We start from the raw sequence: 22,398 nt of genomic DNA, 5'->3' as shown, positions 1-22,398 counted from the left end.
CGAAAGAGGCGTGATTCTAGACATCCGCCCCGCGGCGCGCAAGAGGTTTGTGAAAAAAATTTCAACGCGGTGCGCATCCCGCGGCGCACGGGCTTTTAGCGAATGAACCGGAATCACGCCGGAGGCAACTGGCGGGGCTGGCGACGGTCTTTATATATGTATGTAGGCGGACTGACGCACCGTCTCCGACCTCGCCTCGCGCCCAACACCGATGCCGCGCGCCACGTTCGAGTGCCGAGCCCCCGATTTACGCGAAATCCAGGCGCTGCGGCTAGTCCAGTGAACTCGAAACGTTATCGGCAAGATTACTGCCCCAGGTTTTGCTGCAGCGAAGCCCTCAGGGTCTGCGTGCGGTCATTGGTCATTTGCACCATGCAATTCAGCTTGTTTGCCTGGAATGCAACGGTGTCCGGCGCGCCACTGTCGAGTGCCCTGATCTTGCAGTCGTTCTCACGCTTTGCAAGCCAAAGGCGCTGTTCCGGCAGCAGGCTCTGACGCCACTCCTTGCCGCCCGCATTCCAGACGACATTAATCGCGTCATTCGCAGTCTTGATGTCGGCCTGCGCCTTCTGCAGCTCAGCCTGCGCTTCCGCTGCTTGAGCCTGTGCAATTTCCGCCTGCTGCTGTTGAGCCTGAATAGCCTGCTGCTGTTGTTGAAGCGCCTGGTCGGCCTTCTGTTTTTCGAGCGCACTCTTCAACAAGGACTGCTCGACAAGCGTCGCGGCGAATGTCACCGCGGCATTGTTGCCCTCGGTGCTGGCATAAATCTTCTTGCCATCGTCAGTCGGCTGCACGCTGTAGTCCAGCGACGACTTGATCGCGTTAGCATCGAATTCAACGCCGGCTTGCAATGCCGCCTGATGCGAGCCGTTCAACGACAGCAAGCTTCTCGTTGCGTCGGCATTCGATACGATATCTGCCGGAACGGCCAATTTCAGCGTCGATTGGCAGAATTTCTTCGTACTATTCGGATCGCTCTTTGTCGTGAGCACGTCGCCAAGGCTGATCGCAATCTTCTCGACCGTGGCCCGGATGAGTGCGCCGTCAATATTCGTATTGACGTTTGCATTTGCGTTTGCGAAGTCCGACGTAATCTGCTTAACCAGCCCATCTTTAAGCATCGACGTCACGACCGACTTCGCGTCATCTCCATTACAGGCAATTTCTTGCTTTTGCGAGCAGGCGGCCAGACTCGCCACGAGCAACAGCGGCACAAGCTTCTTCACTGATTATCCTTTTCATTCTCGATGGTTGTCGACGTACCCAAGCTGGAAAGCGGCCTCCCCCCCGTGCCTTCGTCAGCCCCCGCGCCGGCAGGTTGTGCAGCCTCCCCGGCAAATTCAACGTCGCGCGTAGATTAGCAAATTTCGGAAAGCTATTGCATGCCCCGCCGCCCGCCAGCGCACATCCCTGCGAACGTCGATGCTACGTTGGGAGAAACATCATTTCCGTGACAAGCCTGTGTTTCCGATAGCTGAAGGTTTTAAATGCAATCGTCCGTCTTTTACGGTTCATCGCGACCGACGAACCACGCCCGGCGCCCGGAATTCGAACGGATATCAGCCTGCTGCCATTGCGATCAGGATGGCCGGGATGGCCGGACCATCTGGCAGCTGCGCGTTATCAAGCCGCGACGGAAACGTGCGACGTATTGAAGCGCGCCGCCAGGCTGCACGCCTCGAAGGCTTGAACCGCTTCGCGTCGCCGCGGCATTCGTCGACGCGTTCGACGGCCTGCCCGGCCAGACCGATCCGGAACGCGAAGTTTCGTCCACGGATCCCTGCAATACGCCGGACTGGCAAAATCCAGGACTTTCACCCAGGATTCAAGGAACACACGATGGCCCGCATTGGAGCCTTTTGCGTCGCGAGCTGGCTCGCCGCGGCGATTCTTTACTTCGGCCAGCATTCGGTAGCCATGATCGCGCTGAGCGGCATGGTCGCGTTCGGCGGCTTCGACCTGCTACGCCCCTGACGCGACGCGATCGTGACCAGACGCCTGCCGAACCGGCCGCACCGCCATGCGCGGCAGACTGCGGCGTCTGGTACGCTACTCACCGCGATCAGGATCGCGTCGGCATCGTATATCTTCACGTGACCCACTTCCCGTCTATGCTTCGCTTCGAGAATCTCTGTAAACGCTTCGGCACGCATGTCGTTTTCCAGGGGCTGCATCACGCCTCGGATGCCGGCTGCGTGATGTTGAACGATGAAGGCGGCACCGGCAAATCGACACTGCTCGGCATCCTTGCCGGCACCATCGACGCCGACCAGGGCGAGGTGTGGATCGGCGGCCATTCGCTGAGCACCTCACCGGCCGGCGCGAAAGCCGCGCTCGCCTACGTGCCCGACGACTGCATGACCCATCCGCTCGTCACCGGCCGCACCTTTCTCGAGCAAGTCGCGTCTGCCCGGAAAACGACCGTGGACGCCCGCACACTCGATCTGGCACACCGCTACGGTCTCGAGCCGCATCTCGACAAACGTTTCGAACAGATGTCGCTCGGCACGCGCAAGAAAGTCTTTCTGTCGGCGATCGCGCTGGGTGCGCCATCCGTCGTCATCGCGGACGAACCCGACACCGGCCTCGATGCTTCGTCGCGCGCGGTGCTCGCGGATCAGTTCAAGTCGCTGTCGGATCGCTGCACGGTATTTTTCTCCAGTTACGATGCGGCGCTTGCGCGAGCGTGCGGCGCCAGGATCGTGAGCTTCGCCAGCCTCGGCGCGCATCCCGAGTCGGCACGCTAACGCGTACTACCCTCGTTCGGCAGGCGCTCGCCGCAGAGGCACCCCACCACGCACCGACTCCGCCGTTCCCAAGCAACCTCGTGCACGGGTGGGCGCCGCCGCCTCCAAGGCGGCCCAACCGGCCACCGAGGCGAATCCAGCCTAAAATGCGAGCACGCAGCGCGGAACGCCAACGCAGCCGCGCGTTCGCATCACGAAGCGCGAGGACTGGTAACGATGGCGCCACGCCCCCGGAAGGATCGACTCGACCTGTGGATGAACGGCATACGGGTCGGCTACTGGGAAGTCCGACGTGGAGTCGGGCACCTCGTCTATCTGCCGGAATGGGTAGACGACGAGCAAGGACGTCCGCTGTCGCTATCGCTGCCTTTCACTCCCGGCAATCAACCGCATCAGGGCGCGGTCGTCACAGACTATTTCGACAACCTGTTGCCCGACAGCCCGACAATCCGGCGGCGCATCGCGAGACGATACCGGCTCCGCTCGACGGATCCGTTCGAGTTGCTCGCGTCGATCGGCCGGGATTGCGTCGGTTTTCCGACGGATGTCGCGGAAGCGATCTTCACCGGAATGCGCGCGCAGAGCCGGCGGCTGGCGGGCGGGCGCATAGCTTTCCTCCCCGCCAATATGGAGATGAGGATGAGGTAAAACGATAGTTTGCTATCGAATATATTTCGACTATCATCGCGCCCATGCCCAATCTGCACGATCTTCGCCTCTCCGTCAGCAGCATGCTCGTGGTGGCCGCCCGCAAGTGGCGCCGCAAGAGCGACGGCGTCCTGAGCGCGTACAACGTGTCCGAAGCCTGTGCGGCGCCCTTGCTCATCGCGGGCAGGCTCGGCGAAGCGGTGCGGCAAGTCACGCTCGCGGAGCATGTCGGCATCGAAGGGCCGTCGCTCGTGCGGCTGCTCGACCAGTTGTGCACGGCAGGCCTCGTGCGCCGCGACGAAGACCCGAGCGACCGTCGCGCGAAGACGATCGTGCTGACGGAAGCCGGGCGGGCGGTCACCGCCATGATGGAAGAAGACCTGCGGGTCTTGCGCACGCGCGTCCTGAAAGGCGTCACCCGCGCCGAACTCGAGACGACGTTGCGCGTGCTGAACGCATTCAACGTCCACGACGCGGGCGAGGCCGCCCCGCATCATGCCTCCGACGAGCGCCCCGCGTCATGACCCTCCCCAACGCCCGCGACTGGCTGTTCTCGGTCAAGACCTTCTGCGCGTCGATGCTCGCGCTGTACCTCGCGCTGCTGTTCCAGCTGCCCCGCCCGTACTGGGCGATGGCGACCGTCTACATCGTGTCGAACCCGTTCGTCGGCGCGACCCGTTCGAAGGCCCTCTACCGCGCACTCGGCACCGCCCTCGGCGCCTCCGCCGCGATCCTGCTCGTGCCGCCGTTCGTCGAAACGCCGCTCATCTTTACCCTGATCGTCGCCGCGTGGACAGGCACGCTGCTCTACCTCGCCATTTCCGATCGCACTGCGCGCAGCTACGTCTTCATGCTCGCCGGCTACACGATGCCGATGATCGCGCTGCCGACCGTGACCGATCCGACCACGGTATTCGATGTCGCAGTGTCGCGCACCGAGGAAATCGTGCTCGGCATCGTCTGCGCCAGCGTCGTCGGCAGCACGATCCTGCCCAGCCGCCTCGCGCCCATGCTGATCGAGCGCACGGACGCGTGGTTTCGCGACGCGGCGTTCTATGGGCACGAGACGCTGTCCGGGCACATCGCGGGCAAGGCGCTGTCCGCGTGCCGCCAGCGCCTCGCGTTGACCATCACGAACCTCGAATTCCTGTTGAGCCAGCTCAGCTACGACCATGCGCATCCGCGAATCCTCGCGCGCGCGGAGGCGCTGCGTGGCCGGATGCAGTTGTTCCTGCCGATGATATCGGCGCTCGCCGACCCGCTGCTCGCGCTGATGCGCGACCTGAAAATCCGCCCGGCCGGCCTCGACGACCTCCTCGCCGACACCGCCCGCTGGTTCGACGCGCCGCTGCCCGGCTCGGCGGCCGGCCGCGAAACCGACCTGGCCGATCCGGCCGCGGACCGGCTGCGCGAGCGCATCGCCGCGCTGCAACCGGCGGACAGCGCGCTCGCCAACTGGGACGGCGCGCTGCTGTCGAATGCACTGTGGCGGCTGCGCCAGGTAATCGACGTCTGGCAGGACTGCCGTTCGCTGCGGGCGCTGATCGCGAACGAGTCCGGCAACTGGGAGCCACGCTACCGGCACTGGCGGCTCGGCGGCACCGAGCGCTCCTTCGACCGCGGGATGATGCTGTTCTCCACGCTCACCGCAGTCGGCGCGATCGTGCTCGCATGCTGGCTATGGGTCAGTTCCGGCTGGCACGACGGCGCGGGCGCGGTCACGCTCGCGGCCGTCGCATGCTGCTTTTTCGCGGCGCTGGACGAGCCGGCGCCGATGGTGTTCCGGTTCTTCCTCGCCACCGCCGCGAGCGTCGTGTTCGCCGGACTGTACCTGTTCGTCGTGCTGCCGCACGTGCACGACTTCCCGATGCTCGTGCTGATATTCGCGGGCCCGTTCATCCTCGTCGGCACGCTGCTGCCGCGGCCGCAGTTCAACATGGTGGCGATGCTCGTCGCAGTCAACACGGCAACCTTCATCAGCATCCAGGATGCGTACGAGGCGGACTTCCTCGTGTTCCTGAACAGCAACCTCGCCGGTGTCGCCGGCCTGCTGTTCGCGTTCGTGTGGACCCGCGCGACCCGGCCGTTCGGCGCGGAACTCGCGGCGCGCCGCCTGCTGCGCGCCGGCTGGGAGGACGTCGCGCTTTCCGCGTCGCCCCAGTCGCCCGGCGACCAGCGCAATCATGCGTCACGGATGCTCGACCGCGTGACGCAGTTGCTGCCGCGGCTCGGCGCGTCCGACGATCATCGGCATCCGTCGATCGACAGCTTCCGCGACCTGCGTGTCGCGCTGAACGCACTCGACCTGCGCCGCTTGCGCCGCAAGCTCGACGCCGACATCCGGGACGCGCTCGATCCCGTGCTTTCGGGCGTCAATGCGCATTACGCGCATTGCGCCGAGACGAGCGAGCGCCAGCCCGCCCCGGCCGCGCTGCTGGCGACGATCGACGGCGCGTTCCGGCGCGTCGCGGATCGCCAGTCGCCGGACGAAGCGGGCGCCCTCGCCGTCCCGCCGCTGGCGCCGGCCACGCGCCGCCGGTTGCACGACGTGCTGCATGCGCTCGTCGGCATGCGGCTGTCGCTGTACCCCGCGTCGGCAGCCCAGGCGCCGCACGCGCCCGGCGTCGCCCGCGGATGACCCGCTTCCCAACCATGGACATTCCTCCTCGACCATGATCGGTGAAATCGACATCTTCGGCGTCTTCGTGCCGGCCCCGCTCGTCCTGATGCTGATCGCCTACCTGATCAACACCGTGATCGGCGTCGTCTTCACGCGCGTCGGCCTCTATCGTTTCGTCTGGCACCGTTCGATCTTCGATCTCGGCATCTACGTGTTCGTGCTCGCCGTCGTCATGATCGTGTCCTACCACTTCATGGCTGTGTCCCCTTGACCGTGAAAAAAAACTGGTTCTCCGCAGGGCAGGTCCTGCTGACGCTGATCGTCGTCGTTGCCGCCGCCCTCGTGCTGTGGCGGATCATCAACTACTACATGTTCTCGCCGTGGACGCGCGACGGGCACGTGCGCGCCGACGTGATCCAGATCGCGCCCGACGTGTCCGGTCTCATCACGTCGGTGCGGGTGGTCGACGACCAGCCGGTCAGGAAGGGCCAGGTGCTGTTCGTGATCGACCAGGCCCGCTACACGCTCGCGGCGCGTCTCGCCGAAGCGACGCTCGACCAGCGCCGCGCGACGCTCGCGCAGGCGAAACGCGAATACGCGCGGAACCGGACGCTCGGCAACCTCGTCGCGAGCGAGCAGGTCGAGGAAAGCCGCACGCGCGTCGAACAGGGCGAGGCAGCCGTCGAGGACGCGCAAGTATCGCTCGATACCGCGCGGCTGAACCTGCAGCGCACCACCATCGTCAGCCCCGTCGACGGCTACCTGAACGACCGTGCGCCGCGCGTCGGCGAATACGTGCCGGCCGGCCGCGCGGTGCTGTCGGTCGTCGACCAGCATTCGTTCCGCGTCGACGGCTACTTCGAGGAAACCAAGCTGCGCGGCATCCATATCGGCCAGCCGGTCGACATCACCGTCATGGGCGAGCCGAAGCCGTTGCGCGGCCATGTGCAGAGCATCGTCGCCGCGATCGAGGACCGAGATCGCTCGCAAAGCGCCAACCTGCTGCCGAATGTGAATCCCGCATTCAGCTGGGTGCGGCTCGCGCAGCGGATTCCGGTGCGCGTTGCGCTCGACGAGGTGCCGGACGACTTCAGGATGATCGCCGGCCGCACGGCCACCGTCTCGATGCGCGCCGCCGATGCACGCCGTGACGACGCGGCAACGCCGGCGAATACGCGTGCAGCCGCGCCGGCGCGGACCGCTTCCGGCGCACCCCGCGCCGCGGGAGCCTCGCAATGACACGTCACGCCGTCCGGCTCGCCGCAACGCTCGCGTCGCTGGTGTTCGCACTCGGCGCATGCAAGTCCGTCGGCCCCGACTACCGGCTGCCGCCGCACGCGCTCATCAACGCACCGCTCGCGAGCGCGCCGCTCGACGGCGCGAGCGGCACGCTGATCTCGCACGACACGGTGCCGGGCGAATGGTGGAAGCTCTACGACGACCCGGTGCTGGACCAGCTCGTCCAGGATGCACTGCAATCGAACACCGACTTGCGCGTCGCGGCGGCGAACCTCGCCCGCTCGCGCGCGGCGATCGCCGTCGCCGATGCGCAGGGAGGATTCTCCGGCGGCGCGGAAGCGGCCGTGCAGCGTGCCCAGGAATCCGCCGAGCAGTATCTGCTGACGAGCAAGCTGCCCGTCGTGAACGAAGGTGCGCTCGGCCTGAGCGTGTCGTATGAAATCGACCTGTTCGGCAAGCTGCGGCGCGGCGTGGAAGCGGCGCAGGCCGACAGCGAAGCCGTCAAGGCAGCCGGCGACCTCGCGCGCATCGCGGTGGTCGCGGATGTCGTGCGCGCCTATGTCGAGTCGTGCTCGGCCGGCGACGAGCTCGCGGTCGCCAGGCGTTCGCTCGACCTGCAGAAGCAGCGCGTCGCGGTGTCGCGCCGGCTGCGCGATGCCGGGCGCGGCAACCAGACCGACGTCACGCGCGGCATTACCCAGGTGCGGACGATCGCCGCGGACATCCCGCGTTTCGAGGCGCGCCGCAAGGTCTCGCAATACCAGCTCGCGGCGCTCCTGGCACGCTCGCCGTCGAGTCTGCCGCCCGGCGTGCCCGAATGCGAGCGACTGCCCGCGTTGCGCCAGCCGATCCCGGTCGGCGACGGCGCCGCGCTGTTGCGTCGCCGCCCCGACGTGCGCGCGGCCGAGCGGCAACTCGCCGCGGCCACCGCACGAATCGGCGTCGCGATCGGCGCGATGTATCCGTCGGTCAGCATCGGCGCATCGACCGGAACGACCGGGATACTCGGCGATCTCTTTTCGCCCGAGACCAACCGCTGGTCGTTCGGCCCGCTGATCAGCTGGACCTTCCCCGTCAACGGCCAGCGCGCTCGCGTGCGCGAGGTGGAAGCGGCCACGGGCGGCGCGCTCGCGCACTTCGACGGCGTCGTGCTGAACGCACTGCGCGAGACGCAGACCAGTCTCGCGACGTACGCCGCCGACACGCAGCGCGCGGACGCGTTGCGAACCGCGTACGAATCCGCGCGCTCGTCGGCGGACGAAACCCACCGCCTGTACGCCGCCGGCCGCGAGTCGTTCATCTCGGATCTCGATGCAACACGCACGCTGACGGGCGTTCGCGCCCAGGTGGCGGCCGCCGAAGGGCAGGTTGCGGTCGATCAGGTGCGGCTGTTCCTGTCGCTGGGCGGCGGTTGGGAAAGCGAGGCGGCATCGGGGGTGGACAACGCCACGATGAAACCTCAGCCGATACGGCAGGCGGAGTAACCGTATTCCGCGGGCGGGCCTGCCGGGCATCGCAGCCGGCACGGCAGCATCGAGGCAACCACGCGACCGGCTCGCGCCCGACGACGCTCCGCTCATCACTTCCGGTTCTCGGCCCTGACGCCACCGAGCGCCTCGAGCAGCGGCCGGAGGGCATCGAGTTCCGCGCCGAAGCCGGCCCAGTCCCCCGCCTTCAGCCGCTCGATCGCATGGTCATAATGGGCAAGGGCCTCGCGGGCACGCGCATCCGCCGCGCCCCGGGCGGGCGCCGCCATCGGCGCCGCCTCCTTGAAGAGCGCCGCGAGCGCCTCGCCGAGGGTTGCCTCCATCACGACACGATCACCATAGGCGGCGATCACCCGCTTCAACTCCGGCAACTGACCTGACGCCGCGCGCAGATACAGCGGGGAAACGTAGAGGATCGAGTTCTCGATCGGCACGACCACGAGATGGCCGCGGATGACGCGTGAGCCCATCTGGTTCCACAGGGAGATCTGCTGCGAGATCTCGGTGTTCTGCTGGATGCGCGCCTCGATCTGGAACGGCCCGTAGACCAGCTTGTCCTTGGGAAACGTGTAGACGATCAGCTTGCCGTACCCGGGCGGATCGCACCGCGCGGCCAGCCAGGCGATCATGTTCTCGCGCTGGCTCGGCACCATCGGCAGCATGAGAACGAACCCGGCGCGCGTATCCCCGGGCAATCGCATGATCATGTAGTACGGCGCCATCTGCGCGCTGGCCGCATCTCCGCCGTCGATATCGCCCAGCGCGCGAGGAAACTGCCAGAGATCCTCGCGGTTGTAGAACACTTCCGGCGCATCCATATGGTAGGCACGGTAGAGGTTCGCCTGGATCAGAAACAGATCTTCCGGGTAGCGAATGTGCTGCTGAAGATTCCGCGGCATCGCATCGAGCGGCTTGAACATGCCCGGGAAGATCCGCCGGTAGCTCCGCACCAGCGGATCGGCGGGATCGCTGACATAGAAGTCGACCGTGCCGTTGTATGCATCGACCACCACCTTGACCGCGTTGCGGATGTAATTGGCGCCGTCGCCGAGACCCGGCGGAGCATACGGAAACCAGCGACTGGTGGTGTAGGCGTCCTGCATCCAGAAGAGGCGCCCGTCGCTTGCGACGACATACGGGTCATGGTCGAGGGTGAGGAACGGCGCGATCGTGCGTATCCGGTCCCGGATGTTGCGGTGAAGCAGGATCCGGCTCTCGCCCGTGACGTAGTGGGTCAGCAGGATGTTGGGATCGTCGAACCGCCACGCGAACAGGCTGCGTCGCGCGAGGCTGCCGATCGCGACACCGTCGCGCCCGCTGTAAGCAGTGTAGGCATTGCTGTCGCCTTGCGGATAGTCGAATTCGGGCACGCTGCCCTTCACGATCACATAGCCCGGCTCGCCCTCTCCGAAGTAGAGGCGCGGCTCGCGGATCGCCGGCCCGCCATTGTCGACGGGCGGAATATCCCGCAGATACAACGAAGGCATGCCTTCCGCGGATTTCTCGGTGACCGGCGACATCACGACGCCGTTGCCATGCGTGAACAGCAGATGCAGGTTCACCCAGGTCCGGGCGCTCTCCGGAAGCAGCGCCGGCTCCAGCTCGCGCGCGGACAGCATGACCTGCCGGTAACCCGAATCGAGCCGGTAGCGGTCGATATCGACGGAGAAGAACTTGTAGTAAGTCCTGATCTCCTGCAACTGTGCGTAGGTATCCAGCAGCGGCCGCACATCCCACAGGCGGATGTTGTCGATGGTCGCGCGATTGGCCTGCAGCGACGCGAGATTCAGGCCCTGCTCGGCCGCGAACGGCTTCACCGCGATCTGCGCGAGACCGTAGGCCTGCCGTGTCAGCGCGATGTTGCGTTCGATATACGGCGTCTCCAGCTGCAGCTCGCTCGGCTTGACGTAGAAGCGCTGAAACAGACCGGGATAGACGAGGCGAAGCACGAACGCGCAGCCGAACACCAGCAGCATCGACGCGGCCGGCAGCCGATAGCCGGGTCGGCGCATGTTGACCGACAACGCGACGGCCGACGCAGCGGCAAGGCCGACGAGCCCCCACAGCACCGGCAGCACGACGTGGACATCGGTGTAGCCGGCGCCGACCACGACGCCGTTGTTGTCGTAGAGCAGCAGAAAGCGGTCGAGCCACCAGGACCACGCTTTCAGCAGAAAGAACACTGCCAGCAGCGCCGATCCGTGAGCGGCGGCGGCAGTCGAGAGCCCCTTCGGCGGCCGGAGCATGATGTCGCCATGCAGCCAGTAGATCCCGCCTGCGACGACCGCACAGCAGAACAGCAGCTGCAACAGCCCGTTCTTGAGTGCGATCCAGGCAGGCAGCGAGAAAAGATAGAAGCCGATGTCCTTGCCGAAGAGCGGATCGCGCTCGCCGAACGGCACCTGATGAAGAAAGCGCAGCGCGATGTCCCAACTCGACATCGCATTGCCGGCGATGGCAAGCCCGAAGAGGATGGCGCTGCCGGCGATGACGGTGCGCCACGGAACGCGCGACGCGACCTGCCCGGCCAGCTCCCGGATCACCTCCTCCGCGCGCGTCGACGGGCTGGCTGCCACTTGCCACGCATCGAAGCGTCTGGCGTAACGATGCGCGAGCAACCCGGACGTGCCGATCGCGGCCGCCGACGCGGCGAACGCGATCGCAAACAGCACCACCCGGGCGGACAGGATCGTCCAGAAAACGCCCGCATAGCCGATCGACGAGAACCACAGCCAGTCGACCAGGATGCTGGCGATGCGGCCGATGACGATCAGGCTGGCGACGACGACCGCAGCCGCGATCGCGTAGCGTCTCAGGCGCGAGACGGACGTCGTTTGCGAGCGCATCGAGACTCCTTTGCCGGCCCGTCATGCACGGCCGGCCGCGACCGGGTCATGCCGCGCCGCCGATCCGTCCGGATCGCGGCCGGCCGGAGTCTCAATGCTACGCCGGCAACGGGCGCGCCGCCATATGGCGGCGTACGCGCGGTCACGCCGGCGCCCGGCCGTGACACGACGGATCAGCGCACCCATGCCCCGGAAACGCCGCGCAAAACCGCGCGCGGCCGCGGCGAGGGGGCACGTTTGCGCGACGTCCGCTCGACGCTCACAATGAGCGTTCGGGCGGCTTCGCCGCGCCGCAACGGACGGAGGGCGAGATGGACGATCCCTATGACCTTCAGCGCTTTGTCGACGCACAGGATCCGGTGTATGCGCAGGTATGCGACGAGCTGAGGAACGGACACAAGCGAAGCCACTGGATGTGGTTCGTGTTCCCGCAGATCGAAGGGCTTGGCGACAGCGTGATGGCGCAACGGTATGCGATCTCGACGCTGGCCGAAGCCGCGGCGTATCTTCAGCATCCGGTGCTTGGCCGACGGTTGCGCGAATGCACGCGGCTGGTCAACCACGTCGATGGCCGCTCGATCCAGACGATTTTCGGCTATCCGGATTACCTGAAATTTCGATCTTCGGTCACCTTGTTCGCGCACGCGACCCCGGACAACGCGGTATTCGTCGAAGCGCTCGAGAAATATTTCGGCGGCGAAGCCGATCACAACACGCTGGCGCGGCTCTAGGGGCGTCCTGCCCCGGCAGGCGCGCCCCCCGTACGCGGACGCGTTCCGCCGCTCGCCGGGCGATGCCGCACGCCGGCGTGCCTGTCATGACGGAGCCGACAGGTAGTCCGCCAGCCGGGCCAGCATTGCGTCGCAGCGGCGCAGTTGCTCGACGGTGACGAATTCGTCCGGCTTGTGGCCCTGATCCATGCTTCCTGGTCCGCAGACCACCGTGGGAATGCCCGCCCGGTCGAAGAGTCCGCCCTCGGTGCCGAAAGCGACCGTGCCGAATTCCGCGGAACCGCACAGCAGCGCCAGCAGACGCGCCGCTTCGCTGTCGGGCGGGGTCGCCAATCCCGGATACGCGTTCAGCGGCTGAAGGCGGATATCGGTGTCGGGCTGCACCGCGCGCATCTTCGGCAGCAGTTCGGCTTCGGCATAGGTCTGCAATTCATCGGCCACCTTGCCGGCATCGAAGTCCGGGAGCGCGCGCACTTCGAAATCGAACTCGCATTCGCCGGGCACGATGTTGAGCGCGCGACCGCCGTGGATCACGCCGGTCTGCACGGTCGAGAACGGCGGATCGAAACGCTGATCGCGATGGTCGGGCTGCGACAGTCGTTCGCCGATCGCTTCCAGACGGCCGATCAGTCGCGCCGCATACTGGATCGCGTTGACGCCGTCAGGCGCATACGCCGAATGGCAAGGGGCGCCCTTCACCCGACAGCGCATCGCCAGCTTGCCTTTGTGCCCCAACACCGGCTTCAACCCGGTCGGTTCGCCGATCAGGCACAGAACCGGCTTGTGCGGGCGCTTCTCCAGTTCCGCCAGCATCGGCCGCACGCCCACGCACCCGACTTCCTCGTCATAGGAGAAAGCAAGATGCACCGGCAGTTCGAGCTCGCGCCCGAGAAAGACGGGCACCGCCGCCAGGACCGACGCGATGAAGCCTTTCATGTCGGCCGTGCCGCGGCCGTACAGCCGCCCGTCCTTTTCAGTGAGACGGAATGCGTCGACCGTCCACGCCTGGCCATCGGCCGGCACCACGTCGGTATGGCCGGACAGCACGATGCCGCCGCGGTGACGAGGGCCGATGGTGGCGAACAGGTTCGCCTTGGTGCGCTCGGGGTTGTAGAACAGCTCGCTGTCGACACCGTGTTCCGCCAGGTAATGCCGGATGAAATCGATCATTTCCAGATTCGATTCCCGGCTGACCGTCGCGAAGCCGACCAGTCGTTCGAGCAGTGCGCGGCTGAGCGCTTCATTCATCGCCCGGCACCCCGTAGCTGGGAGCGACGGTCGGATTCAGCGCCCGGGTCACGTAGTCCTGCATCTGCGGCCGATAGGCCTGCCAGAGACTGTCGAGCTGCGCGACGGGGCCGTCATCGGCCCAGTCGACCCGCAGGTCGACGATCGGCCAGCTCAGGTCGCCCACGATCCTGAGCGCCGCCGAATGCACGGGGCCGGCTTCGCCACCGGCCGCGATCGCCGCGTGCATGGCCGCGAGCAGGCGTTCGGCGAGCATGCCGCGCGCATGCTCGAACGCCGAAACCATCGCCTCGATCACGTCAATACCCGCCAGCATGTTGCCGGCGGCGACGCATTGATCGCCGGCCACGGCGTGGTGTATGCCCAGCGCCTCCTTGCCGCTGAAGCATGCCGCACGCCCCTGCGCATCGAGCACCGTCACCTGCCGATACTGACTCCAGCCGTCCGCGCCCAGCGCGCGGTCAAGCGCCGCGGCAGGCGCGAGTTTCATGCTTTCCAGCAGATCGAGAATCTGCGGACCGAGCGCCGGCAGCGTGACATTCTGCGTCGCCACCACACCCACGCCGGCACGCGCCCACGGGCATCGCGCCCCCACTGCGATACTGGACGAGCTGATGGCGATCCCAAGCTGCCCGGTTTCCGCGCAGCGTCCTGCGATAGAGAATGTCATGTCCCGCTCCTTATGCCCGAGACGGCTTCCAGCCGTCCGGAACGACCGCGATCACGTCGATCTCCATCAACCACTGCGGCTGCCCCAGCGCGCTCACGACAAGGCCGGTGGAAATGGGAAACACGCCCTTGAGCCACTTGCCGACTTCCTGGTACACCGGCTCGCGATAGCGGGGATCGGTCAGGAACGTCGTGGTCTTGACGATGTGGGACAGGTCGCTGCCAGCCTCTTCCAGCAGTTGCTTCACGTTCTTCATCGCCTGCTCGGCCTGCGCGCGCGGATCGCCGAGCCCGATCAGGCGGCCGTCGAAGTCCGTCCCCACCTGGCCGCGTACGTAGACGGTGTTGCCGGCGCGCACGGCCTGACAAAGATCGTTATCGAGCGACTGGTTCGGATAGGTGTCCTTGGTGTTGAACATGCGGATGCGGGTATGCGTGGGTAGGCTCATCGATGCACCTTAATGCCGTGAAGAAATGGATCTCTGATCGGGAACGAAAGCAAATCAATTCACGCCCGTCTCGCTGACGTCCGGAATGCGCGACTCGGCGCATGCGACATCGGCGCTTTCCTCGCGGCGGTGCGCCGCGTGGCATCGCGAAGCCTCGTGGTAAGCGAGATATTTGCGCTGCGTGACGATGTGGTCGGCGATATGCTTCGCGTCGTGCCAGACGCCCCAGATGAAAGCGGAACCACGACGCGACAGCCACGGCAGGCCGAGGAAATAGATGCCGGGCTCTCGGGACACGCCTCGCTGATGTTTCGGCTTGCCGTTTTCGTCGAACGCGTCGACCTTCAGCCAGCTGAAATCGACCGCATAGCCGGTTGCCCAGATGATCGAGGTCACGCCGGCCCTGGCCAGATCGAGGTCGAGAACGGGATGGGTCACGCATTCCGGATCAGGAGGAATGATGCGGGCTTCCGGCTCTTCCGGAAGGTCGAGACCGTTGCGTGCGACATAGGCGTCGGCCGCGTTCAACAGCGACAGATAATTCTCGTCGCCGCGCACGATGTTCGCCGCGAGATCCGGTTCGAACGTCACGATGCCGAAATCGAACGATTTCGTCAGGCCGACGAGCGTGATCCCCTGATGCGCGAGACGCCGGAAGTCCACCGTATGGCCGCCCCGCGCGCCGCTCACCGCGATGGTGACGTGCTCCCTGCCCGGCCTCATGACCTCCGCATCCCATTCGCCGAGAACGCCCAGCCACCAGCAGAAGTCGCGGCCGCGATATGCCCGCGGGGGCCGGTCGTGCGCGCCGACCGACAGATAGACCTGCTTGCCCGCGCGCTGCAGCTCATCCGCGATCTGCACGCCCGACGACCCCGCCCCCACCACCAGGACAGCACCCTCCGGCAATTGCTCAGGATTACGATATTCGGCGGAGTGAATCTGCATGAGATTCGCATCCTTCGGCGCGATCGGCGGAATGGCCGGGCGCTGGAAAGGTCCTGTCGCGACAACCACCCGGCTGGCCTCGATCGTTCCGTCGGATGTTTCGATGGTGAAGCCCTGGCGGCCGGCATTTCGCACGACCTTCATCACTTCCACGCCGGTGCGGACAGGCGCGTCGAACTTCTTCGCATAGGCGACGAAATAGTCCGCAATCCGCTCCTTCGACGCGAAGGCGTCCGGGTCGAGATCGTCGAACTCGAGATTGGGGAAACGATCGTGCCAGGCAGGGCCATTGGCGACCAGGGAATCCCATCGTTCCGTGCGCCAGCGCTCGGCGATGCGATCGCGCTCCAGAACGAGGTGTGGCACGCCGAGCTTGCTCAGGTGTTCGCTCATCGCGATGCCGGCCTGACCGGCACCGACAACGAGCGTGTCGATTGACGTTCTTTCCACTGTCATGGCTGCTTCCTTCTGAAAGGCGGATGGATTCGAATCGGTCATGGCCTCGCGGCCATCGAGCGCGTGCGACCGCCGCGGGCTGTCGCGGACTGGGCCGAAGCCCTGTCGCCCCGCCCCGATCGCGGTCATCGCAATCAGGCGGGCCGGCGACCATTCACCCGCTTGTGCGACGTGCCGCGGGCCGCTTGGCGTGGGGGAAATCTACGCCCGCCGGCGAAATCCGAAAAACATATTTAAAAAATGCATCGCATCGGATTTACCTATGCAAGCATTTTTGAGCGCCTCACAATGCCGCCCATTGAAGGCCGATCATGGAGCGTCGCCGATGGAAAGCCACCCGTTGCGCTACTCGTTGCGCCAGTTGCGTTACTTCGTCGTCGCGGCGGAGGCGCTGTCCTTCACCGGCGCCGCGCGGCAGCTGCACATCTCCCAGCCGTCGATCTCGACGGCGCTCGCGGATCTCGAAGTGTCGTTCGGGGTGCAACTCTTCATCCGGCATCACGCGAGCGGTCTGTCGCTCACGCAAGCGGGCCGCGATCTGCTCGGGCAAGCGCGCAACCTGCTCAAGATCGCCGAGGAACTGCAGACGGCCGCGAAGGAAATGGATGGCGGCATGACCGGCGTGATCGCGCTCGGCTGCCTCGTGTCGCTCGCGCCGCCGCTGATGCCGGGACTCATCAGCCGCTTCATCGGCGAGCACGCCGGCATTTCGTTTCGCACCGTCGAGGCGCATCAGGACGGTCTCCTGCGGGGGCTTCACGACGGCTCGCTCGACATCGCGCTCACCTACAGCCTCGACCTGACCGAAGACATCGCCTTCACGCCGCTGATTTCGCTGCCGCCCTACGTGATCCTGCCGAAGACGCACCGTCTTGCGCGTGCGCGCAAGGTGTCTCTCGCCGACCTGCTGCCCGAGCCGTATGTGATGCTCGATCTGCCGCACAGCCGCGAGTATTTCGCGGCGCTCTTCGATGCGGTGGGCAGCCGGCCAGTTCCCGCCTTTCGCTCGTCGCAGCCGGAGGTCGTGCGCGGCATGGTGGCCAACGGCCTCGGCTACAGCATCCTCAATTTCCCGCTCAAATCGACCCGCACCGTGGATGGCGAGGACTTCGTCATCAAGCGTTTCAAGGACCACGTCAACGCAACGACACTCGGCATCGCTCAATCGCGCGCGATGAAGCCGCGGCAAGTCGTGCAGCGCTTTTCGTCGTTCTGCGAGACCTATATCCGGCGGCTGCATCTCGACACATGACTGCCGTCGGCCAGTGCCGGCGGCCGCTCACGACGCACGGACGCTGCATAGGGAAAAGCTTTGCTTTGTATCCGAAAACAATATTTTTACTGGCAATTTGACTTGATAGATTGCGGTCCATGACGAGCGCAACGCCGCCAGACCTCGCGTTGGCGCGCTCCCACCGGGAAGAACCAAGGAGGACTTCATGGCCAACCCCGCAATCACGATGTCGAACCCGTCCTTCATTTCCTTCTCGGGCGTGAGCAAATCGTATGACGGCGTGCATTACGTCGTGGACGATTTGAACCTCGACGTGCGAAAGGGAGAGTTCCTGTCGCTGCTCGGTCCGTCGGGCTCGGGCAAGACGACGACGCTCACGATGCTCGCGGGATTCGAATCGCCGACGCAGGGCGAGATTCGCCTCGACGGCCAACGTCTCGACGACAAGCCGCCTCATCAGCGTGACATCGGCATGGTGTTCCAGAACTACGCGCTCTTCCCGCATCTGACGATTGCGGAGAATGTCGCGTTTCCGCTCTCCGTCCGGCACGTAAGCCGCACCGAGCAGAAAGCGCGCGTGAAGCGCGCGCTCGACATGATCGAGCTGCCGCATTTGGCGAACCGGCGTCCCGCGCAGCTCTCGGGGGGGCAGCAGCAACGCGTGGCGCTCGCGCGCGCGCTCGTGTTCGAGCCGAGTGTCGTGCTGATGGATGAACCGCTCGGTGCGCTCGACAAGCGTCTGCGCGAAACGATGCAGTACGAAATCATGCGTCTGCATCGCGAGCTCGCGCTCACGATCGTCTACGTCACGCACGATCAGGCGGAAGCGCTGACGATGTCGGATCGCGTTGCCGTATTCTCCGACGGGCGCATTCAGCAGGCCGCCACGCCGAGCGAACTGTATGAGAACGCGCAGAACGCGTTCGTCGCGAACTTCGTCGGCGAGAACAACGGGTTGACCGGACGTGTCGTCGATGCCGGCGAGGATTGGGCGACGCTCGCGCTGTCCGACGGCAGCGTCATTCGCGGCCGCTGCGGCCCCGGCGTGCGCACGGGCGACGAAGCGACGCTCGCGCTGCGCCCGGAACGCGCGCATATCCCGTCGGCGGACGGCGCGACCGTCGACGCGCACAGCAACGTCGTTCGCGCGCGCGTCGAGGAACTGGTGTATTGCGGCGACCACCATCGCGTACACCTGACGTTCGGCTCGCGCGACGGCCTCGTCGTGAAGGTGCCGAATACGCAACGCCATGCACTCCCTTCGCCCGGCAGCACGATCGAGGTCGCCTGGCGTCATGACGACTGCAAGATTCTCGCGATGAGCGCGCAACGACGCACGCCCGCGCCCCATTCCTCCCCACCGCCGTCATCTTCCATCATCACGCCCGCCACTGCAGGAGCCAACTGACATGCGTACCTTCACCAAAGCACAATGCACCGCCGTCGCCGTGCTCGCCTTCTCTGCCGTCACCGTCCAGGCAGCGGAGACGCTCTCCGTCGTGACCTTCGGCGGCGCCTACGAGGCCGCCGCCAAAAAAGCCTATTTCGAGCCGTTCACTCAAGCCACCGGCATCGGCTTCTCGACCGAATCGTATGACGGCGGCCTCGCGAAGCTCTCCGCCATGGAACAGGCGAAGAACACCACGTGGGATCTGATCGATCTCGAGACCAACGATGCGATCACCGCCTGCGACGAAGGCCTGCTCAAGAAATTCGACAGGAAGACGCTCGGCAAGACGAGCGACTTCATCCCCGGTTCGATCAACGACTGCGCGGTGGCGAGCATGGTCTGGTCCACGGTGTATGCGTACGATGCGAGCAAGCTCAAGACCGCGCCGACGACCGTCGGCGATTTCTTCGATCTGCATAAATTCCCCGGCAAGCGCGGCCTGCGCAAATCACCGAAAGTCACGATGGAATGGGCGCTGATCGCGGACGGAGTCGATCCGAAGGATGTGTACAAGGTACTCGGCACATCGGCCGGCGTGGATCGCGCGTTCAGAAAGCTCGACACGATCAAGAAGAACATCGTGTGGTGGGAATCCGGCGCGCAGGCGCCGCAGCTGCTCGCCGATGGCGCGGTCGTGATGACGCAGGCCTACAACGGCCGCATCGACGATGCCGCCAAGAAGGACAACAAGCCCTTCAAGGCGGTCTGGGACGCACAGGTCTACGACTTTGATTGGTGGGGCATTCCGGCGGGCGCGAAGCATGCGGACGCGGCCGCGAAATTCATCGTCTCCGCGTCACAGCCGAAATCGTATGCGGATCTCTCGAAGTACATCGCGTATGCGCCGCCGCGCAAGGATGCGATCGCGCTCGTCGACAAGCAGCGTCTTGCCGATCTGCCGACCGCGCCCGCAAATTTCAAGCGCGCCGTGCAGATCAACGCGAACTTCTGGGCCGACAACGCGGACCAGATCAACAAGCGCTTCCAGGTGTGGCTGACGCAGTAACGCGCCTGTCCGCACGTCTTACAGCGCCCACCTTCGACGAGAGCCCAACGTGACCGCGACCACCAACATGTCCGCTTCCGCCCAGGCCGCGGCCCCGGGCTCTCCAACGAGAGCCGATGGCCACGCGTCGTATCGAAAGGCACGCCGCCGCGCATCGGTTCAAGCGCTGTTGCTCGCGCTGCCGCTGATCGTGTTCCTGCTTTCCACGTTCATCGCGCCGATCGCGCTGCTGCTCGGACGCAGCGTCGAGAACCGCGAAGTGCCCGACAGCATGCCCGGACTCACCCGTGCGCTCGACGCCTGGGACGGTCACGGCGTACCGGACGAGCACACGTTCGCCGTGCTCGCTGCAGGGCTCAGGGCCGCGCAGCAGAGCGGACAGCTCGGTACCGTCGCACGGCGACTGAACTTCGCCCAGCCAGAATTCCGAAGCCTGCTGATGCACACGGCGCGCGGCTTGCCGGCCGATGCGCCGGCTGCGTGGAAGCCGACGCTCGTCGAACTCGACGAGCGCTGGAGCTCGCCGGAAATCTGGCGCCTGCTGAAGCGTGCGGCCGCGTCGCCTACGCCGGACTACCTGCTCGCTGCCGTCGATGCGCAGGTGACGCCGCAAGGCTCGGTCGCTTTCGTGCCGGATAACGCTTCGGTCTATCGGCAGGCGTTCGCTCGCACGATCGCGATCAGCGCGTCGGTCACGCTGCTGTGCCTCGTGCTCGGCTATCCGGTCGCATGGCTGCTCGCCAACCTGCCGGCGCAGAGCAGCAACCGGCTGATGCTCCTCGTGATCGTGCCGTTCTGGACCTCGTTGCTCGTGCGCACGACCGCCTGGTACGTGCTGCTGCAGCCTGGCGGCATCGTCAACAGCCTGCTGACGGGGCTCGGCCTCGCCACGCATCCGGTGCCGCTCGTCTTCAACCGGACGGGCGTGCTCATCGGCATGACGCACGTGCTGTTGCCCTACATGATTCTCGCCATCTATTCGGTGATGAAAAGTGTATCGCCCGTGTATGTGCGTGCGGCACAGTCGCTCGGCGCGCATCCGTTCACCGCGTTCGTGCGCGTGTACGTACCGCAAACGCTGCCCGGCGTGGGTGCGGGCTGCTTCCTCGTGTTCGTGCTCGCGCTCGGCTACTACATCACGCCGGCGCTGCTCGGTGGCGCCGGCGACGAAATGATCAGCCAGCTCATCGCGATGCAGACGAACACGCAGCTCAACTGGGGGCTTGCGGGCGCGCTCTCGGCTTACCTCGTGATCTTCACGGCGATTTTCTATTTCCTGTTCAACCGGATCGTCGGCATCGATCGCCTGCGCTTCGGCTGAGCGACTCGTCCACAACGAAGGAACGACATGCACGTCCAACGCAACAAGGTACTGACGGAACGTATCGCCGCGCGCTGGGTGCGCTTGCATACCGCGCTCGTGCTGTTCTTTCTGATCGCGCCGATTCTCGCGATCATCCCGCTCTCCTTCAATTCGGGATCGTATTTCTCGTATCCGCTGCAGGGCTTTTCGATGCACTGGTATCGTCAGGCGCTCACCAGCGCGGACTGGCAGCGATCGCTGGCGAACAGTGTCGGGATCGGCGCGGCGTCGACGTTGATCGCCACGTGCCTCGGCACGCTCGCCGCGCTGGGCCTCAGCCGCGCGCAATTCCCGCTGCGCGCGTTGATCATGCCGATCGTCATCTCGCCGATGATCGTCCCGATCGTCGTCGTCGCCGCAGGCTTTTATCTGATTTTCGCGCCGCTCGGTCTCGTGAACTCGTACCTCGGCGTGGTCCTCGCGCATGCGGCGCTCGGCACGCCGTTCGTGGTCATCACCGTGACTGCATCGCTGCTTTCGTTCGACCAGAGCCTCTTGCGTGCGGCGTCGGGGCTCGGCGCATCGCCGTGGATTGCGTTCAGGCGCGTGACCTTGCCGCTCATCGCGCCTGCGGTCGCGACGGGCAGCGTGTTCGCGTTCGCGACATCGTTCGACGAAGTGATCGTCATCCTGTTCATCGGAGGCCCCGATCAGCGGACCGTGCCGAGGCAAATGTGGAGTGGCATTCGCGACTCGATCGACCCTTCGATACTGGCGGTGGCGACGATATTGATCGTGTTCGCCGTGCTGCTTTTCGCCAGCATCAACTGGCTGCGCGGGCGGGCGGCCGTAGCCAGTCGCGCGCTTGTCTGATGGTCGGGATTAGCGGGGGCGGCTGACGCTGCGCGCACGCGGCCTGGGAAGCTTGCACGGGATTCGCTTTCGGGAAACGGTTCGTCTCCGCTTCACACTGGCGGTCCCGGCGGGAATGGGAGTCATTGCATCCCTGTCACAACGGCGCTGAAGCCATGCCGGTACGGCGACTTGGTGCAACGTCTCGGTACAGGCCAACGATTCACAGATGGTGGGGCTCGCTCGAGAGGCGGGCGACGGGACGAAGGCAGGCGGAGGCGGATCGGAAGAGAGGCCGGTCGGGTGAGCAACGGCGAATGGATGCGGGAATCCAGGAGGGCCATATGCGGGCCCCGGTCCCGCTGCCGGGTTGCCGGGCGCGGCGCATTGGGTTGGGTGCTGGGGGTGCGGTGCGCCCACGCGGGCCGGCCGATTTCCGGCCGCCGATTTCCCGGCCGGAAATGC

At 65.6% G+C, this 22,398-nt stretch carries 19 protein-coding genes and 1 pseudogene; 14 read left to right on the top strand and 6 right to left on the bottom strand.

Features of this window, described 5'->3' with window-relative positions:
• Nucleotides 1–305: 305 nt before the first annotated feature.
• Nucleotides 306–1,226, bottom strand: a complete 921-nt coding sequence (locus LIG30_RS24395; protein ID WP_038716327.1) for a lysozyme inhibitor LprI family protein — start codon at nt 1,224–1,226, stop codon at nt 306–308.
• A gap of 613 nt (nt 1,227–1,839) precedes the next feature.
• Here LIG30_RS24395 and LIG30_RS27490 point away from each other — a divergent pair.
• From LIG30_RS27490 to LIG30_RS24360, 8 genes and pseudogenes are all read left to right on the top strand, one after another.
• On the top strand, nt 1,840–1,974 hold the full coding sequence (locus LIG30_RS27490) for a hypothetical protein (protein ID WP_038716317.1): 135 nt from the start codon (nt 1,840–1,842) through the stop codon (nt 1,972–1,974).
• A 137-nt stretch (nt 1,975–2,111) separates the two neighbouring features.
• On the top strand, nt 2,112–2,747 hold the full coding sequence (locus LIG30_RS24390; RefSeq protein ID WP_038716315.1) for an ABC transporter ATP-binding protein: 636 nt from the start codon (nt 2,112–2,114) through the stop codon (nt 2,745–2,747).
• Between the two features lie 216 nt (nt 2,748–2,963).
• Nucleotides 2,964–3,281, top strand: a pseudogene (locus LIG30_RS24385) (HipA N-terminal domain-containing protein); the annotation flags it as partial.
• 158 nt (nt 3,282–3,439) lie between these two features.
• Nucleotides 3,440–3,919: a MarR family winged helix-turn-helix transcriptional regulator gene (locus LIG30_RS24380; protein ID WP_038716313.1), complete on the top strand. Its 480-nt coding sequence runs from the start codon at nt 3,440–3,442 to the stop codon at nt 3,917–3,919.
• Nucleotides 3,916–6,033 carry an FUSC family protein gene (locus tag LIG30_RS24375; protein ID WP_038716310.1) on the top strand — a complete coding sequence of 706 codons (2,118 nt, stop codon included), beginning with the start codon at nt 3,916–3,918 and terminating at the stop codon, nt 6,031–6,033. Before LIG30_RS24380 ends, LIG30_RS24375 begins: the two co-directional genes overlap by 4 nt.
• Nucleotides 6,034–6,067: 34 nt before the next feature.
• Nucleotides 6,068–6,286 carry a DUF1656 domain-containing protein gene (locus LIG30_RS24370; RefSeq protein ID WP_038716309.1) on the top strand — a complete coding sequence of 73 codons (219 nt, stop codon included), beginning with the start codon at nt 6,068–6,070 and terminating at the stop codon, nt 6,284–6,286.
• A 2-nt stretch (nt 6,287–6,288) separates the two neighbouring features.
• The gene (locus LIG30_RS24365; RefSeq protein WP_038716325.1) at nt 6,289–7,254 is read left to right on the top strand and encodes an efflux RND transporter periplasmic adaptor subunit; all 966 of its coding nucleotides are present in this window, start codon (nt 6,289–6,291) and stop codon (nt 7,252–7,254) included.
• Complete coding sequence (locus LIG30_RS24360) at nt 7,251–8,738, top strand: efflux transporter outer membrane subunit (RefSeq protein ID WP_051995166.1); 1,488 nt, start codon at nt 7,251–7,253, stop codon at nt 8,736–8,738. Before LIG30_RS24365 ends, LIG30_RS24360 begins: the two co-directional genes overlap by 4 nt.
• Nucleotides 8,739–8,833: 95 nt before the next feature.
• On the opposite strand, the gene LIG30_RS24355 is transcribed toward LIG30_RS24360, so the two are convergent.
• Nucleotides 8,834–11,587, bottom strand: a complete 2,754-nt coding sequence (locus LIG30_RS24355; RefSeq protein ID WP_038716308.1) for a UPF0182 family membrane protein — start codon at nt 11,585–11,587, stop codon at nt 8,834–8,836.
• A gap of 311 nt (nt 11,588–11,898) precedes the next feature.
• Between LIG30_RS24355 and LIG30_RS24350 the strand changes: the two genes are divergently transcribed.
• On the top strand, nt 11,899–12,318 hold the full coding sequence (locus LIG30_RS24350; RefSeq protein ID WP_038716305.1) for a DUF1810 domain-containing protein: 420 nt from the start codon (nt 11,899–11,901) through the stop codon (nt 12,316–12,318).
• An 84-nt stretch (nt 12,319–12,402) separates the two neighbouring features.
• Here the strand turns inward: LIG30_RS24350 and argE are convergent, their stop codons facing one another.
• From argE to LIG30_RS24330, 4 genes are read right to left on the bottom strand one after another with little or no spacing between them, the layout of a single operon-like run.
• Nucleotides 12,403–13,566 carry an acetylornithine deacetylase gene (gene argE / locus LIG30_RS24345; protein ID WP_038716304.1) on the bottom strand — a complete coding sequence of 388 codons (1,164 nt, stop codon included), beginning with the start codon at nt 13,564–13,566 and terminating at the stop codon, nt 12,403–12,405.
• A complete protein-coding gene (locus LIG30_RS24340) occupies nt 13,559–14,236 on the bottom strand; it encodes a DUF1028 domain-containing protein (protein WP_038716302.1) in 678 nt (225 codons plus the stop codon). Before LIG30_RS24340 ends, argE begins: the two co-directional genes overlap by 8 nt.
• A gap of 10 nt (nt 14,237–14,246) precedes the next feature.
• On the bottom strand, nt 14,247–14,684 hold the full coding sequence (locus LIG30_RS24335) for a RidA family protein (RefSeq protein WP_038716301.1): 438 nt from the start codon (nt 14,682–14,684) through the stop codon (nt 14,247–14,249).
• A gap of 54 nt (nt 14,685–14,738) precedes the next feature.
• Nucleotides 14,739–16,088 carry a flavin-containing monooxygenase gene (locus tag LIG30_RS24330; RefSeq protein WP_038716321.1) on the bottom strand — a complete coding sequence of 450 codons (1,350 nt, stop codon included), beginning with the start codon at nt 16,086–16,088 and terminating at the stop codon, nt 14,739–14,741.
• A 325-nt stretch (nt 16,089–16,413) separates the two neighbouring features.
• Between LIG30_RS24330 and LIG30_RS24325 the strand changes: the two genes are divergently transcribed.
• The 5 genes from LIG30_RS24325 (at nt 16,414) to LIG30_RS24305 (ending at nt 21,954) form a co-directional block, all read left to right on the top strand.
• Entirely contained in the window at nt 16,414–17,340 is a 927-nt protein-coding gene (locus tag LIG30_RS24325; RefSeq protein WP_038716299.1) for a LysR family transcriptional regulator, read from the top strand.
• 208 nt (nt 17,341–17,548) lie between these two features.
• Complete coding sequence (locus LIG30_RS24320) at nt 17,549–18,730, top strand: ABC transporter ATP-binding protein (RefSeq protein WP_038716297.1); 1,182 nt, start codon at nt 17,549–17,551, stop codon at nt 18,728–18,730.
• Nucleotide 18,731: 1 nt separating this feature from the next.
• Nucleotides 18,732–19,778 (top strand): extracellular solute-binding protein, encoded by a 1,047-nt coding sequence (locus LIG30_RS24315; protein ID WP_038716295.1) that lies wholly within the window; start codon nt 18,732–18,734, stop codon nt 19,776–19,778.
• A 67-nt stretch (nt 19,779–19,845) separates the two neighbouring features.
• The gene (locus LIG30_RS24310) at nt 19,846–21,099 is read left to right on the top strand and encodes an ABC transporter permease (RefSeq protein WP_038716320.1); all 1,254 of its coding nucleotides are present in this window, start codon (nt 19,846–19,848) and stop codon (nt 21,097–21,099) included.
• 27 nt (nt 21,100–21,126) lie between these two features.
• Complete coding sequence (locus tag LIG30_RS24305) at nt 21,127–21,954, top strand: ABC transporter permease (protein WP_038716294.1); 828 nt, start codon at nt 21,127–21,129, stop codon at nt 21,952–21,954.
• The last annotated feature ends 444 nt before the right edge of the window (nt 21,955–22,398 follow it).

The sequence above is a fragment of the Burkholderia sp. lig30 genome (assembly GCF_000687455.2).
Classification (GTDB): Bacteria; Pseudomonadota; Gammaproteobacteria; order Burkholderiales; family Burkholderiaceae; genus Burkholderia.
The sequence above is the reverse complement of the archived record's forward strand: the minus strand, read 5'-3'. Positions and strand labels throughout refer to the sequence as shown.